Below are 14,699 nucleotides of genomic sequence, written 5' to 3'. Positions count from 1 at the left end.
CGTCGGCTGGTGCCGGCGGGTTTTTTGTGACCCCCTTCACGAACATATGTATGACATATAGGATCCAGGAATCTTAGAAAAAAGCTTGACAGTTCTCTTCGGTTCGTAAATCCTATAGGAAACAGGATTCCACGAAGGAGTGATCATCATGGCCTATACCGCCGAGAATTGGCCCATCACAGCGGCCCTCCTGCAGTTCCCGGGCACCGACAGCACGGGCCGGGACATCAACGACGCCGATGCTTCCGTATGGGCCGAAGTCCTCCAGGAAGTGAAGGAAGCAGGTTTCGCGAACGCTGACCTGACCGACAGCTGGGTGCGTCCAGGTGACCTCAGCAAGGACCGCCTCGCCGAGTTCAAACAGACCGCCGAGCATGTAGGCATCGGGACGCCGGTGATCTCGGCGATCCGTCGCAGCGTCATCCACACCACGGACTGGGCCGACAACCTCGCCTACAGCCACCGCACCATCGACGCCGCCGCAGAGCTCGGCTGTGAAGTTGTCTCCATCGGACTCCACCAGGCCATTACCCCGGAGCAGCAGAAACAACTGTGGTTCTGGACCGTGGAGGGTTACAAGGACCCGGTCGGTGACAAGGAAGCATGGGGCAACGCGGTCTCCCGCATCCGGGAACTCGGCAAGCACGCCGCAGACGCCGGCATCCTGCTCTCCCTTGAAATGTATGAGGACACCTACCTGGGCACCTCCGACTCTTCCGTTCAGCTGGTCCAGGACATCGGCCTGGACAACGTTGGCCTGAACCCGGACCTCGGCAACCTGATCCGCCTGCACAGGCCCATTGAGGACTGGCGGGAAATGGTGGCCAAGACCCTTCCTTACTCCAACTACTGGCACATGAAGAACTACATCCGCGACGAAGACGTGGCCCGTGACAGCTACATCACCATGCCCGCTCCAATGGAAAGCGGGCTCATCAACTACCGCGAGGCCTTCAAAGTTGCCCTCTCGGTGGGCTTCCAAGGCATTCTCTGCACCGAACACTACGGGGGCGACGGCCTGAGCGTGACCGCCAGCAACCAGGAATACCTCCGCAGGCACGTCCTCCCCAAGTCCGAAGGCTATGAGCTGGGCAAGAGCGAGGTCGCCCAAGGACGGCAGCAGCCCGCGGCAGCGCTGGCAGGAGCTGCGAAATGACACAGATTTTCGACAACCCGGCAGACTTCGCCGACGAAGCGCTCGACGGTTTCGTGGCCGCAAACCGCGGCTACGTAGCCAGGGTGGACGGCGGCGTGGTGCGGTCCACCGAAGTACCCGCCGGCCAGGTGGCATTGGTGGTTGGTGGAGGTTCCGGGCACTACCCGGCCTTCGCAGGGCTTGTCGGACCAGGTCTTGCAGCTGGTTCGGCGTGCGGCAACATGTTCGCGTCCCCGGCGGCCGGCCAGGTCTACCGCGTGGCCAAGGCTGCCAATGCGGGCGGGGGAGTCCTCCTCAGCTACGGAAACTACGCCGGCGACGTCCTCCACTTCGGCCAGGCCCAGCTGAGGCTTAACGCCGAAGGCATCGAAACCCGCACGGTCACCGTCACGGACGACATCGCCAGTGCACCCATCGAGCACATCGAAAAGCGCCGCGGCATTGCGGGCGACCTGACGGTCTTCAAAATTGCCGGTGCTGCCGCAGAAGCGGGACTGAACCTGGACGACGTCGAGCGTTTGGCCATCAAGACCAACTACCGCACGCGTTCCCTCGGGGTGGCGTTCGACGGTTGCACGCTCCCCGGAGCGGCAGACCCGCTGTTCCATGTACCTGCCGGCCAGATGTCCCTTGGCCTGGGCATCCACGGCGAACCCGGCATTTCCGAACACCCCATGCCCACCGCATCCGAGCTCGCGGATCTCCTGGTTTCGAAGTTGCTGGCCGACAAGCCCGAGGACGCGGGAGACCGCGTGGCAGCGATCGTCAACGGACTCGGCACCGTCAAATACGACGAACTTTTCCTGCTGTTCGGGAAGATCGAAAAACTGCTCACTGCCGCAGGGCTGACGATTGTTGAACCCGAGTGCGGCGAGCTGGTGACCAGCCTGGACATGTCCGGACTGTCGCTGACCCTGCTGTGGTTGGACGAGGAACTCGAGCAGTACTGGGCGGCCCCGGCTGACACACCTGCGTTCCGCAAGGGCAGCATGGCACCCCGCGCAGCCCGTGCTGCGGCGACAATCGACGACGCCGAAACCGCCGACGTCGAACAGCCCACCCCGGCTGCCGCCGAACTCGGGCGGCAGGCCGTGGCAGTTCTCGCCCAGGTGCAGGACGTCGTCGTCGAGCATGAAGAGGAGCTCGGCAAGCTGGACGCAATCGCCGGCGACGGCGACCACGGTATCGGCATGCGCCGCGGCGTGGACGCCGCCGCCCAGGCGGGCGAAGCTGCGAGCGGTTCTTCCGTTTCGCGGGTCCTTGCCAACGCCGGCGAGGCCTGGAGCGAGCGGGCCGGTGGCACTTCCGGAGCGTTGTGGGGTTCGGCAGTGATCGCAGCCGGTTTGGCGCTCGGAAACCGGGAGTCCTACAGTTCCAAGGACGCCGCCGCCGCTGTGGAAGCCTTCGCCCGCGCCATCACCGAGCTGGGCAAGGCCGACCCCGGTGACAAAACCATGGTGGATGCCCTCCTGCCTTTCCGGGACGCCTTCCTGGCAGAGCTCGACGGCGGTGCTCCCGTTGACCGGGCCCTGGCAGTCGCCGCCGCAGCGGCCGAGTCCGCTGCCGCCAGGACCGCCGACCTCCGGCCGCTCAAGGGCCGCGCACGTCCCCTCGCCGAGAAAAGCATCGGCCACCCCGATCCCGGTGCAGTGTCCTTCGGCCTGATTGCCGCAAGGATCTCCCGCCACATCGATTCACAACTGGCTGCCGTGGCTCCCTCCACAGCGGCCGGAAACGGAGCAGCAGAATGAGCAACACACCAGGCTGGCGCATCGTCGTCGGCAACGATGAAGCCGGAGTGGAATACAAGAACGCCCTCCTGGCCCTGCTGGAAGCCGACCCGCGTGTAGCGTCAGTAACCGACGTCGGCGTAGGCCCCAACGATTCCACCGCCTACCCGCACGTGGCTGTGGACGCTGCCCGCAAGGTAGCAGAAGGCGAAGCGGACCGGGCCCTGCTGATCTGCGGAACGGGTCTTGGTGTGGCCATCGCGGCGAACAAGGTGCCAGGCATCCGCGCTGTCACCGCGCACGACAGCTACTCCGTGGAACGTTCTGTGCTTAGCAACAACGCACAGGTCCTCACCCTCGGCCAGCGGGTGATTGGCCTCGAACTGGCCAAGAAGCTGGTGGGAGAGTGGCTCGGCCACCGTTTTGACGAAAACTCATCCTCCGCCGCCAAGGTGGACGCCATTTGCTCGTACGAGCCCGATTACACAAAGGCAGTCTGATCATGACCGTTAACGAAGGCACTGAAACCACTGAAGCCGCTGTGGACAACGCAGCCCGGAAGATCGCCGTCGTTGGCTCCGGCTACATGGGCGGCGGAATCGCGCAGGTCCTGGCGCTGGGTGGTGCACGCGTTGCGCTGGCTGACGTCTCCGCTGAGGTGGCACAGAAGAACTACGACCGCCTCCTGGTGGAGTCCGAGCAGTTCATCGCTGACGGCCTTTTCCCTGAAGGCGCCACCGAAATCCTCAAGCAGAACCTGTGGGCCGCCAAGGACATCGAGGAAGCTGTCGCTGACGCGGACTTCATTGAGGAATGCGTTCCCGAGGTCCTCGAGATCAAGCACCAGACGCTCGCGCGGATCAGCGCCGCAGCCCGTCCGGATGCCTTGATCGGATCCAACACTTCCACGATTTCCATCGCCGCACTCGCCGAGGCCGTGACCAACCCGGAGCGCTTCCTGGGCATCCACTTCTCCAACCCGTCGCCGTTCATTCCCGGTGTGGAGGTCATCCCCCACGCAGGGACTTCGGCGGCAACGGTGTCCGCTTCACGCGACCTCGTCCACGCGGCCGGCAAGCAGACCGCCGTCGTCAAGGACGTCACCGGGTTCGTCCTCAACCGCCTGCAGTACGCGCTGTTCCACGAAGCGGCGCAGCTCGTGGAACAGGGCATCGCAACAGCGGACGACGTCGACACCCTGGTGCGCACGACGTTCGGCTTCCGCCTGCCCTTCTTCGGCCCGTTCGCCATCGCGGACATGGCCGGGTTGGACGTCTACAACTTCTGCTACAAGTCGCTGCAGACCGGCTTCCCGGAGCGCTTCGCGACGCCGAAGATCCTCTCGGACCTGGTGGAGGCAGGCAAGCTCGGCACCAAGACCGGTGCGGGCTTCCTCAATGTTCCGGCAGAACGCACGCCGGAACTGATCGCCTACCGCAACAAGGCCTACGTCGCCATGCAGAAGCTCATTGAAGAGCTCGGCCCGGCACCGATCAACTAATCCAGGAGAAACCACATGACTTTCCCCGCAGAACGCACCGCAATCGTCACAGGTGCGGTTTCCGAGCGCGGCATCGGCCGTGCCACCGTCAACTACCTCGCCGCGCAGGGCTGGAACATCGGCATCATCGACCTCGATGACGCCGCCTGCAAGGCTGCCGCCAAGGAAATTGCCGCCGAATACGGTGTCCAGGCCCACGGCGTCGGCGCAAATGTGGCCAACGAAGCAGAAGTACGCGCAGCCATTGACGAGCTTGAGGCCCAACTGCCCCAGATCGTGGCGCTGGCCAACGTTGCCGGCGTCAGCTCGCCCATCGGCTACCTCGAACTGGAGCCGGCTGAGTGGGACCGCGTGCTGAACATCAACCTCAACGGCGTCCACTACGCCACCCGGCGCGTTGCCGAGTCCATGGTGAAGAACCGCATCGGACGAATCGTCAACATCTCCTCGGTATCCGCCCAGCGCGGCGGCGGTACGTTCTCCAAGACCCCGTACTCCGTGGCGAAGGCGGGCGTCATTGGACTGACCCGTGCTACGGCCCGCGAGCTGGGAGAGTACGACATCACCGTCAACGCCATCTCGCCCGGACCCATCGACACCGACATCATGGGTGGCACGCTGAGCCAGGAACGCAAGGACGAACTCACCAAGGACCTCGTGGTGAACCGCGTGGGCTCCACCCGCGACATCGCCGCCGCCATCGCCTTCCTCATCAGCGAGGACTCCGGATACATCTCCGGCCAGACGCTGAATGTGGATGGCGGACTGTACATGCACTAGGGCTTCGTCGATGAAGACCTGGACCCGGGAAAGAAAGATCTACCTCGCCGTGGGCGTCGTCGTTTGTGTCGTGGGCCTGGTGCTCATGTTCTTCCCGCGCTGATAGCCCGCTCAGGTTATCTCCCCCCAATTGACTACTCAAAGAGGAGTTTCGATGTCTGTTGCCTCGAGTTCCACCAAGGAATTGCTGGATTCGCCGGTTCTGAAATCGGCCATATCCAAAGCTTCATTCCGGCTGATGCCCATGTTGGTCATCCTGTACGTAGTAGCATTCCTTGACCGCACCAACGTGGGATTCGCCGAAGCGGCCCTCGGCGTGGACAAGGGCATCACCGCCGGGGCCTACGCCCTGGGAGCCGGTATCTTCTTTATCGGCTACGCCCTGTTTGAAATCCCCAGCAACCTGTTGCTGACCAAGTTCGGCGCCAAAATGTGGCTGGCACGCATCGCGATCACCTGGGGCATTGTGTCCGCGTGCTTCGCGTTCGTGCAGGGTGAAACCTCGTTCATCATCCTCCGGTTCCTGCTGGGCGTCACCGAAGCCGGGCTGTTCCCGGGCGTGATCATGTTCCTTGCCGCATGGTTCCCCAACAAGGTCCGTGTGAAGATGTTCGCCATCTTCTACCTGGCCCAGCCGCTCTCGCAGATGCTGGGTGCGCCGCTGTCCGGTTGGCTCATCAACATCGGTGACCAGGTCCCCGGAGTGGCGGGCTGGCAGGTCATGTTCTTCGTGGAGGGTTCCTTGGCCATCCTGGCCGGTATCGCCTCGTTCTTCTTCCTGATCAACAGCCCCCAGGAGGCAAAGTTCCTGAGCAAGGAAGAGAAAGCCGCGCTGACGGATGTCATGGCGTTGGAGGACACGGTCAAGGAAGAATCGGGTCCGCGCGGTGTCATGGCTGCCATGCGTAACGGCCGTGTCTGGTACTTCACAGTCATCTACTTCTGCCTGCAGATCGCGGTCTATGGCGTGACGTTCTACCTTCCGCAGCAGGTGGCCCAGCTGACAGGGCAAAAGGTGGGGTTCGCCGTCGGACTGATGGCCGCCATTCCCTGGTTCTTCGGCATCTTTGCCTGCTACTTCGTCGGCAAGGCCGCAAACACAGTGGTGCGGCGCCGTATTTGGGGCACTGCACTGTTCGTTTCCACCGGCCTGTGCATCTTCGGTTCCGCCTGGGCCGGCGCCAACCACCTCCCGGCGCTGGGCATCATCTTCATCACGCTTGCGGTGTGCAGCTTCCTGGCGATTGGTCCGATCTGCTGGTCCTACCCGACGGCGTTCCTCACCGGAACGGCCGCAGCGGCCGGCATCGGGCTCATCAACTCCCTGGGCAACCTCGGCGGTTTCGTCGCACCGATCCTGCGCACCTCGGTCAACGAGATCACGGCCTCGGACACGGGAACCATGGGGGTCTACGCCCTTGGCGTCCTGCCTTTCCTGGCCGCGGCCATGATGTTCGGCACCCGGGTGTTCTCCAACAAGGCCGACGAGCTGCTGGGCAAGTAGGAATGGACGCGACAGCCCTGACCTCTCCGGCCTCCCTGTGCACCTTGCCGGACTCCCTGTACGTCGGAGTCAGTACCAAGATGTACATGGGCTACGCCCGCAGCCTCGAGTGGCTGGAGCAGTTGGTGGCAGAAGTGGACGCCCGTCCGGCCCTCGCGGCCGGGCGGGTAGTCCCGTTTGTCATCCCCTCGTTCCCGGTCCTCCCTGCGGCGGCTGCGCTGGTGGCAGGTTCGCCGTTGGTCCTGGGCGCACAGGATTGCGGCTGGGCCGACGGGCCTTGGACCGGTGAGGTAGCGCCTTCCATGCTGGCGGAACTCGGCGTTGGCCTGGTGGAAATCGGCCATGCAGAGCGCCGCCGGCACTTTGCCGAAGACGATGCGGTGGTGGCACTGAAGGTGGGCGCCGCCGTCGGGTCCGGCATTACTCCGTTGTTGTGCGTGGGCGAGGCCGAAGCCTGCGCCCCGGAGGCCGCAGCGGAGTTTGTCTTCCACCAGATCAAAGCGGCCGTGTCCGGGGACTGGGCAATGGCTGCCCGGCTCGTGATTGCCTACGAGCCGGTGTGGGCGATCGGCGCTCCCGAACCGGCCTCGGCCCAGTACGTCTCCATGGTGGTCGGCGCCTTGCGGGACGCTTTGGCCCAGCACGGTTTGCCGGGCCTTCCTGTGATCTATGGAGGCTCGGCGAAACCCGGCCTCCTGCCTCAACTTTCGGGCGTTTCGGGCCTCTTCCTTGGCCGCTTCGCGCACGATGCCGCGAACTTTGGCCGTGTCCTGGATGAGGCCCTGGCCCAGCCCACAGGATGCTAGTTGGGGGTTGCGGCGCGTTGGCAGAGGGCTACGAAGCCGCCCAGGTTCTCCAGCCCTTCCGGATGCGTCGGCAGATAATTGGTCAGCTCGGGAGAACGCACGACGACGGCACGCCACTGCCCGCGCGAGACCGCCACGTTGATGCGGTTGCGTGAAAGCAGGAACTCCATGCCGCGAGGAACTTCTCCGGCGGCGGATGCAGCCATGGACACGATGACCACGGGCGCTTCCTGCCCTTGGAACTTATCCACCGTCCCTACGCGAACCTTCTTCAAGCCGGCAGTGTGTAATTCATGCTTGATGAGCTGAACCTGCGCGTTGTAGGGCGCGACCACCAGGATGTCGGTTTCGTCGAGGGGACGGCCTGCAGGGGATTCGGAGGGGTCGTACCATGTCAGGCCGAGGTGGGCCTGTACTTGCCGGAGTACTTCCGCAGCTTCCTCGGCCGAGGACGTCGAGTTACCGGTGTGGTGCACGTAAACGCATGAAATTCCAGGACTGGCGCCTTCCATCCGGCGCTGTGATGCTGCGGGTGCTGCCTCCAGCCGGGAGTCGTACGACAGCTCGGACACGGCACCGCACAGTTCCGGATGCATACGCCAAGACAACGCCAGGAAGTAGCCCAGTTCGGCCGGCAAGGTGTTGTAACCGTCGGACAACCAGCCCAGTGCGGACTCGTCCACGGGCTCAGGATGCTTTCCCTGGGTGACCTGCGGAAGCTGCTGGGGATCACCCAACAGGAGCAGCCGCTTGGTTGCCCGGCTGACGGCCATGGTGTTGGCCAGGGAGAACTGGCCCGCTTCGTCGATGACCAGCAGGTCCAGGGCTCCTACAGGGACCTCCTTGCCCACCATCGCCCAGGCGGTGCCCCCGATCAGGGCGCCGCCAGGCATGGACAGGGCCTCTGTAACGTCGGCTTTCCCGCAGCCGTTCCAAGGCACAGGATCGTTGTGCTTGACTTCTTTGGCAACCCGCATCGGGTCAACCCCGGCCTTTTCCACGGCGGCGCACAGCATGTGCTCAACCACGGCGTGTGACTGGGCCACGACCCCCACTTTCCAGCCATCTGCCACGAGCCGGGCCAATACGTGGGCACCAACGTAGGTTTTTCCGCTGCCGGGAGGGCCTTGTACCGCCAGGTAGGAATGGTCGAGGTCCTTTACCGCGGCGGTAATCGCGTCAATGTATCCGTCGGGCCCGGCCTCCACGGCGGGCAGTGCTTCGAGGCTGCGCAGCCTGGGTGGTTGTCGGCGGACCAGATCCAGCGCCGCGTCCTTGGGCCATGCCGGCAACCCGTCCCGGAGCTTGGTGGCCAGCGACGCCAATGCTGCCCTCTGGCCGTTTGTCGGAATGGGGCTGTCAGGGGTCAAAGCCATGGGCATTTGGGCGAACTCCGCGGAGTCCTTGCGAAGGCTTTCGGCTATGGTGACTGACTCGAAGTCCCCGTCTTCGCCCACCTCGGTGACTTTGGTGTTGCTCCACCCGGCGCGGCCGAGAACCGATGATTCCTTCGCCGGGAGGGCGTCCGGCAGCGGGGGACCGTACATCCTGAAGTAGCTCTTGCCCGGATCCAGTCCAGCACCGTCACCGGAACGTCCGAGCAGTTTGACGATCCGGACCGGGTTGCTGCGCGGCGTTGGCTTGGCCCAGTTCTGCAGAAGCTCGGCATGGTCCACGATGAAAAGGTCCCGGGCGTCGTCCCATTGGGAGGCGGGCTTCTCAAGACGATCGAAGTGGCCCCACCAGTGCTGCTTGTCTTCGCGCCGGTGGTAGCCGACACCGGCTGCGACAATGCGGATCGCAAGGGCATCGTGCGTGGAACGTTCGGCCTCCGGGAGTTGGGCAAGGTAGTCGAACAACGCCGTCTCTTCGGGTGCGGCCTCGTATTTGTTTGCCTCCTGGTCTTTCTGGTTCCCTGTCTCCGGGTCAGCGGGCCCGTCACGGAACGATCCGGGAGGGATGGAGCGTTCCGCCGCCCTCGCGAGCAGCCAGTTGCGCAGTTCCAGCGTGGAGAGGCAATCGTATTCGTTGTAGTCCCGGATGCCTTCAAGGATCTCAGCGGCTTCGGCAGCCTGTCCGGTGTCCCGGGCGGTGCAGAAATCCGCATACGCGACCACGGACGCGCCAGCGTCGGTGACCTCTCCGGAGCGGAGGTGCTGCCCCATGTACAGGGGCTCAAGTTTCTTGATGCTGTAGGAGTTCGAGGAAATCCGGATACTGTGCCGGACGGTGTCGTAAAGGTCCACCAGGACGCCTTGGCGCAGGAGGTCGTCGACGGCGGTTTCGCCCACCACGTGAGTCAAGGACAGGTTCCGCAGGGCAGTTTTCTCGTAAGCGGCGTAGTGGTAGATGTGCATGCCCGGATACTGCGCCCGGCGCTTGGCGACGTACTCCAGGAAGTCGACGAACGCCTGGCCTTCCTCGGCGCGGGAGTGCGCCCAGAAGGGACGGAACACCGGGGGAGCACCGGGCTCAACAGGGTTCTCAATGACGCCGAACAGGTACTCCAGACCCCATTTTCCGGTGACGGGATCCTGCCACAGGGGGTCGCCTTCGAAATCGAAGAAGATGTCGCCGGGATCGGGCGCGGGCAGTCGTCCCAAGGTGTTGTCCGCCAGCACGTTGTAGCTGATTGCTTTGGGTTCTCCGGATTGATCCGTATACTCCACAGTGCCGTCGGGGGTTCCGGTTCCTGTTTGGAGCCGCGCCTGTTCGCGGAGCCGCAGCAGCGTCGGATCTCCCGCTGCCGGCAATGCGGCCAGCTGGTCGATGGTGGTGACGCCGTCCTCGATCAGCTTCTTGCGCCGGCTGATGCGCATACCGGCAACCATCAGCAGATCCCTGTGCAGCTGAACCTGTTCAGCGCAGTAGTCGCAGCGGCCACAGGCAGAGTACCTGGGATCGCCCCAGGCAACAGGTTCGCTGCCTGCACGGTGTGCAGCGGTCATTCCGAGGAACCGCTCCCGCCGCTCCTTGAACACCGGCAGGATCTGCGACAACGAATGATCGCTGTGGACCCGGTTGCCCAGCACCAGGGTGACCAAGGGGTCCGGGGTGATGCCTGCCTGAATGAGCTGGTCCCCGTAGGCGGCCAGCTGCAGGAGGGCTGTGACCTTGGCATGGCGGGCCAGTTTGGTGTCGAACACTGCGTAGTGACCGCCGGGCCGCTTGACCAGGAAGTCGGAACGGCCATGGAAGGTGCCGTCAAAGAAGGCGGCCTGGAACACCACATCCGCACCGGCCCGCAAGGCATCGATGGATTCCGCGTGCTTGGCCGTCAGCGTGCCGCGGTCCATCGCGGTGGCGGGAACGACGTCGTAAACTCCGGTTCCCGTTGCCGGGTCCCAGTGGCCGAACCTGGCCACGAACTCGTCCAGGACCCGGTGTTCGTGGACATCACCGAGTTTTGCAGTGCGTTCCAGCATGGCATCGGCCGGGAAATCCTGCTTGGGAGACCGGCCAAGTTTTTCGTCGAGCTTGCGAAGCAACTGGTACTCGCAGGTAGCGGCGATGACGAGATCACTGGCCGAGAAAACCAGGTCCTGCGGGGCGCCTGCCGGCTCCGGATCGAGAAAGAACACTGCGGGCCACCTGCCTTCCTTGCTGTGAATACCCTTGCAAGCCAAGCTATCAGCGGGCCCTGACAATATAGCCCCGCATTATTGCCTGCGCTCGATTTAGACTGCACCCATGACCGAAACAGTGCCCACAGCAGATCCCGCGTTTGAAGCCGCCTACCAGGCCGCGCAGAAGAGCCTCGGTGAGGGCGGAATTCCCATCGGTGCAGCCTTGGCACGCGCCGGAAGAGTCGTGGCAACCGGGCATAACGAACGCGTCCAGCATGGCGATCCCATTGCGCACGGGGAAATGTCGGCACTGCGTGCGGCCGGCCGGCAAAAGAGCTACCGCGACACCACCCTGTACACCACCCTGGCACCCTGTGCGATGTGCACGGGAACCATCATCCAGTTCAAGATTCCCCGGGTGGTGGTGGGGGAGGCCGAGACCTTCCCGGGCGAGTTCGACCTCCTTCGCTCACGCGGTGTGGAGGTGGTTGTCCTGGATGATCCACGCTGTGTGGACATGATGCGCGCCTTCCAGGAAGAGTATCCGGAACTCTGGGCCGAGGACATCGCGGAGGACTGAAATCCGTCTGGTCACGGCTACCCGGCGGGCGTAGTCTGGCATCATCGGCGTTGGAGCCGAAGGGCCCCGCGTCGATAATCCCCATCGATGAAGGAGGACCCATGAGTGCCGTGCGTGAATTCATGACGACGAATGCGCAGTGCATCGCCGAGGACAAGACTCTCCAGGAAGCCGCCATGCTGATGAGGGATCTGGACTGCGGTTCACTTCCCATCTGCGGCAGCGACGGCAAGCTCACCGGTTTCATCACGGACCGCGACATCGTGGTCAAGTGTTTGGCCGAAGGTAAGGACGCCCGCCAAGTCCTTGCCAGCGAGCTCGCCGGCGGCAAGCCCTACTGGGTGGACGCCGATGCCAGCGTTGACGACGCCGTGACCATGATGGAAGAGCACCAGGTACGCCGCCTGCCCGTCATCAGCGACCACAAACTGGTGGGCATCATCAGCCAGGGCGACATCGCCCGCAACCACTACGCCGAACAGCGCCTGGGCGAAATGGTGGAGCACATCTCAGCCAAGGAGCACATGTCGCACTAGCAGGTGTCAGAGGGCAAAGTCAGCCGCCGCGAGGCACTCCCGCCACGGGAACGCCTCGCGGCCCGTTCCCACCCGCAAGCCCAGGTGAGGCAAACTGTCATGGTGACTTCAAATCTCCAACACCAGTCAGCTGACTCCGCCATCCACGCACAAATCGCCGAAGAACTTGGCGTCAAAGCCTGGCAGGTCAAGGCCGCGGTGGAACTGCTCGACGCCGGATCCACCGTCCCCTTCATCGCCCGCTACCGCAAGGAAGCCACCGGGACGCTCGATGACACCCAGCTGCGCGACCTCGAAGAGCGCCTCAGATACCTTCGTGAGCTCGAAGAACGCCGGAAGGCCGTCCTTGAGGCGATCGCCGCGCAAGGCAAGCTGACCCCGGAACTGGAAGCCGCCGTCGTCGGCGCCGATACCAAAGCCCGGCTGGAAGACATCTATCTTCCCTTCAAATCCAAGCGCCGCACCAAAGCGCAGATCGCGCGCGAAGCCGGTCTCGAGCCGCTGGCAGACGTCCTGCTCGCCAACCCGCAGCTGGACCCCGCTACCGAAGCCGCCAAGTATCTCAACGCCGAGCACTCCATTGAGGACGCTGCCACGGCGCTCGCCGGTGCCCGCGCCATTTTGGTGGAGCGCGTGGGACAGGACCCGGATCTCGCCGAGGACCTGCGCGAACGCCTCTGGAAGCAGGGCCGCATGGTGTCCCGCGTCAAGAACGGCATGGAGGCCGAGGGCCAGAAGTTCAAGGATTACTTCGAGTTCACGCAGGTGCCGTCAGGGATGCCGTCGCACCGCGTGCTCGCACTGCTGCGCGGCGAGAAGGACGGCGTTTTGGAGCTGGATCTCGCCGAAGCAGACCCAGCCGACGACGACGCCCTGGCCGCCGCCCGCGGCAGGTACGAGAACGCTGTGGCCAAGTGCCTTGGGGTCGCCAACCAGGGACGTCCCGCCGATGCGTGGCTGATGCAGACAGCGCAGCTCGCCTGGCGTGGCCGGATCCTGGATCGCCTCACCACGGACCTTCGCGGGCGCATGTTTGCTGACGCGGAGGACGAAGCCGTGCGCGTCTTCGCGGCCAATCTCCGCGACGTGCTGCTCGCCGCGCCTGCCGGAAACCGGGCCACCCTGGGCCTGGACCCGGGACTCCGCACAGGCGTGAAAGTGGCCGTGGTGGACGGCACGGGTAAGGTGGTCACCACGGACACCATCTACCCCCACGCTCCCGCAAAGAAGTGGGACGAGGCCCTGGCCACGCTTGGCCGCCTCGCCAAGCAGCACAACGTGGAACTCGTGGCGATCGGCAACGGAACGGCCTCCCGTGAAACGGACAAGCTGGCCACCGAGCTCATTAAATCCCTTGAAGCGTCAGGCTCCAAGCGAATCCAGAAGCTGGTTGTTTCCGAGGCCGGGGCTTCTGTCTATTCAGCCTCTGCCCTGGCCGCCTCGGAGCTGCCCGGCATGGACGTTTCGCTTCGTGGTGCCGTGTCCATCGCGCGCCGCCTCCAGGATCCCTTGGCCGAACTGGTGAAGATCGAGCCCAAGTCCATCGGCGTGGGCCAGTACCAGCACGACGTCACCGCCGCGAAGCTGGACCGGTCCTTGGATGCCGTGGTGGAGGACTGCGTGAACGCCGTGGGCGTGGATGTGAACACTGCCTCGCCTGCGTTGCTGAGCCGGGTGGCCGGCGTCGGGCCGTTGTTGAGCGAAAACATCGTGGCCTACCGGAATGAGAATGGTCCGTTCGCCAAGCGCAGCGACCTCAAGAAGGTTCCCCGGTTGGGCGCCAAGGCGTTCGAACAGTGCGCTGGCTTCCTCCGGATTACCGGGGGAGCGGAGCCCCTGGATGCCTCCAGTGTGCACCCGGAAGCGTACTCCGTGGCGCGCAAGATCCTGGTCGCAGCGGGCGGCGGTCCCGCCACGGCGTTGGATCCACAGGCGTTCGTCGATGGCACCTTCGGCCTGCCCACGGTCAAGGACATCATGTCCGAGCTCGAGAAGCCCGGCCGCGACCCCCGTCCGGCGTTCAAGGCGGCCTCGTTCTCCGAGGGTATTGAGAAGATCTCCGACCTCAAACCGGGCATGATCCTCGAAGGTACGGTCACCAACGTGGCTGCGTTTGGTGCTTTCGTGGACGTTGGGGTTCACCAGGACGGCTTGGTGCACGTCTCGGCCTTGTCCAACAAATTCGTTTCGGATCCGCGCGAAATCGTGAAGTCCGGCCAAGTGGTCCGGGTCAAGGTCCTGGAGGCCGACCCCGAGCGCAAGCGGATCTCGCTGACGTTGAGGCTCGACGACGAACCCGGCTCTGGGGGCGGCCGCACCTCTGGCGGGCGTGCTTCGGGCGGGCGTGACTCGGGTGGCCAGCCGGGGCAACGCGGCGGCGAACGTGCAGGCGGTCAGCGCGGCGGGCGGCCGGCCCAGGGTTCCCAGCGGCAAGGCCAGGGCAACCCGCGCCAGGGCAAACCCCAGCAGGCTCCGGTTGCTCCTGCGAACACAGCCATGGCCGAAGCCCTGCGAAGGGCGGGACTCGGTAAATAGGGTTG

At 64.3% G+C, this 14,699-nt stretch carries 11 protein-coding genes; 10 read left to right on the top strand and 1 reads right to left on the bottom strand.

The genetic code is table 11. From position 1 onward, the window contains the following. Window positions 1–148: 148 nt before the first annotated feature. From IEY62_RS07250 to IEY62_RS07220, 7 genes are all read left to right on the top strand, one after another. Complete coding sequence (locus IEY62_RS07250; RefSeq protein ID WP_189015405.1) at window positions 149–1,156, top strand: sugar phosphate isomerase/epimerase family protein; 1,008 nt, start codon at window positions 149–151, stop codon at window positions 1,154–1,156. Beyond that, window positions 1,153–2,907, top strand: coding sequence for a dihydroxyacetone kinase subunit DhaL (gene dhaL, locus IEY62_RS07245; RefSeq protein ID WP_189015404.1), 1,755 nt, complete (start codon window positions 1,153–1,155; stop codon window positions 2,905–2,907). Before IEY62_RS07250 ends, dhaL begins: the two co-directional genes overlap by 4 nt. Next, the gene (locus IEY62_RS07240; RefSeq protein WP_189015403.1) at window positions 2,904–3,386 is read left to right on the top strand and encodes a ribose-5-phosphate isomerase; all 483 of its coding nucleotides are present in this window, start codon (window positions 2,904–2,906) and stop codon (window positions 3,384–3,386) included. The genes dhaL and IEY62_RS07240 overlap by 4 nt, the downstream gene beginning before the upstream one ends. A gap of 2 nt (window positions 3,387–3,388) precedes the next feature. After that, window positions 3,389–4,387, top strand: a complete 999-nt coding sequence (locus IEY62_RS07235; protein ID WP_189015402.1) for a 3-hydroxyacyl-CoA dehydrogenase family protein — start codon at window positions 3,389–3,391, stop codon at window positions 4,385–4,387. Between the two features lie 15 nt (window positions 4,388–4,402). After that, window positions 4,403–5,167, top strand: coding sequence for an SDR family NAD(P)-dependent oxidoreductase (locus tag IEY62_RS07230; protein WP_189015401.1), 765 nt, complete (start codon window positions 4,403–4,405; stop codon window positions 5,165–5,167). A gap of 154 nt (window positions 5,168–5,321) precedes the next feature. Continuing rightward, the gene (locus IEY62_RS07225; protein WP_189015399.1) at window positions 5,322–6,671 is read left to right on the top strand and encodes an MFS transporter; all 1,350 of its coding nucleotides are present in this window, start codon (window positions 5,322–5,324) and stop codon (window positions 6,669–6,671) included. 2 nt (window positions 6,672–6,673) lie between these two features. Next, window positions 6,674–7,477: a triose-phosphate isomerase gene (locus IEY62_RS07220; RefSeq protein ID WP_189015397.1), complete on the top strand. Its 804-nt coding sequence runs from the start codon at window positions 6,674–6,676 to the stop codon at window positions 7,475–7,477. Here IEY62_RS07220 and IEY62_RS07215 read toward each other — a convergent pair. After that, window positions 7,474–11,058: a TM0106 family RecB-like putative nuclease gene (locus IEY62_RS07215; RefSeq protein ID WP_189015395.1), complete on the bottom strand. Its 3,585-nt coding sequence runs from the start codon at window positions 11,056–11,058 to the stop codon at window positions 7,474–7,476. The two genes, IEY62_RS07220 and IEY62_RS07215, sit on opposite strands and share 4 nt — an antisense overlap. A gap of 109 nt (window positions 11,059–11,167) precedes the next feature. On the opposite strand from IEY62_RS07215, the gene IEY62_RS07210 reads away from it, so the two are divergent. The 3 genes from IEY62_RS07210 to IEY62_RS07200 all read left to right on the top strand — a co-directional run bounded on the left by IEY62_RS07210 (window position 11,168) and on the right by IEY62_RS07200 (window position 14,694). Further along, window positions 11,168–11,623, top strand: coding sequence for a nucleoside deaminase (locus IEY62_RS07210; protein ID WP_189015393.1), 456 nt, complete (start codon window positions 11,168–11,170; stop codon window positions 11,621–11,623). A 101-nt stretch (window positions 11,624–11,724) separates the two neighbouring features. Continuing rightward, window positions 11,725–12,159 (top strand): CBS domain-containing protein, encoded by a 435-nt coding sequence (locus tag IEY62_RS07205; protein WP_189015391.1) that lies wholly within the window; start codon window positions 11,725–11,727, stop codon window positions 12,157–12,159. Between the two features lie 99 nt (window positions 12,160–12,258). Then, window positions 12,259–14,694 (top strand): Tex family protein, encoded by a 2,436-nt coding sequence (locus IEY62_RS07200; RefSeq protein WP_189015389.1) that lies wholly within the window; start codon window positions 12,259–12,261, stop codon window positions 14,692–14,694. Window positions 14,695–14,699 lie beyond the last annotated feature (5 nt).

Source organism: Paenarthrobacter histidinolovorans, assembly GCF_014647595.1.
Taxonomy (GTDB): domain Bacteria; phylum Actinomycetota; class Actinomycetes; order Actinomycetales; family Micrococcaceae; genus Arthrobacter; species Arthrobacter histidinolovorans.
This window is presented reverse-complemented; position numbering and strand designations above follow the sequence as displayed.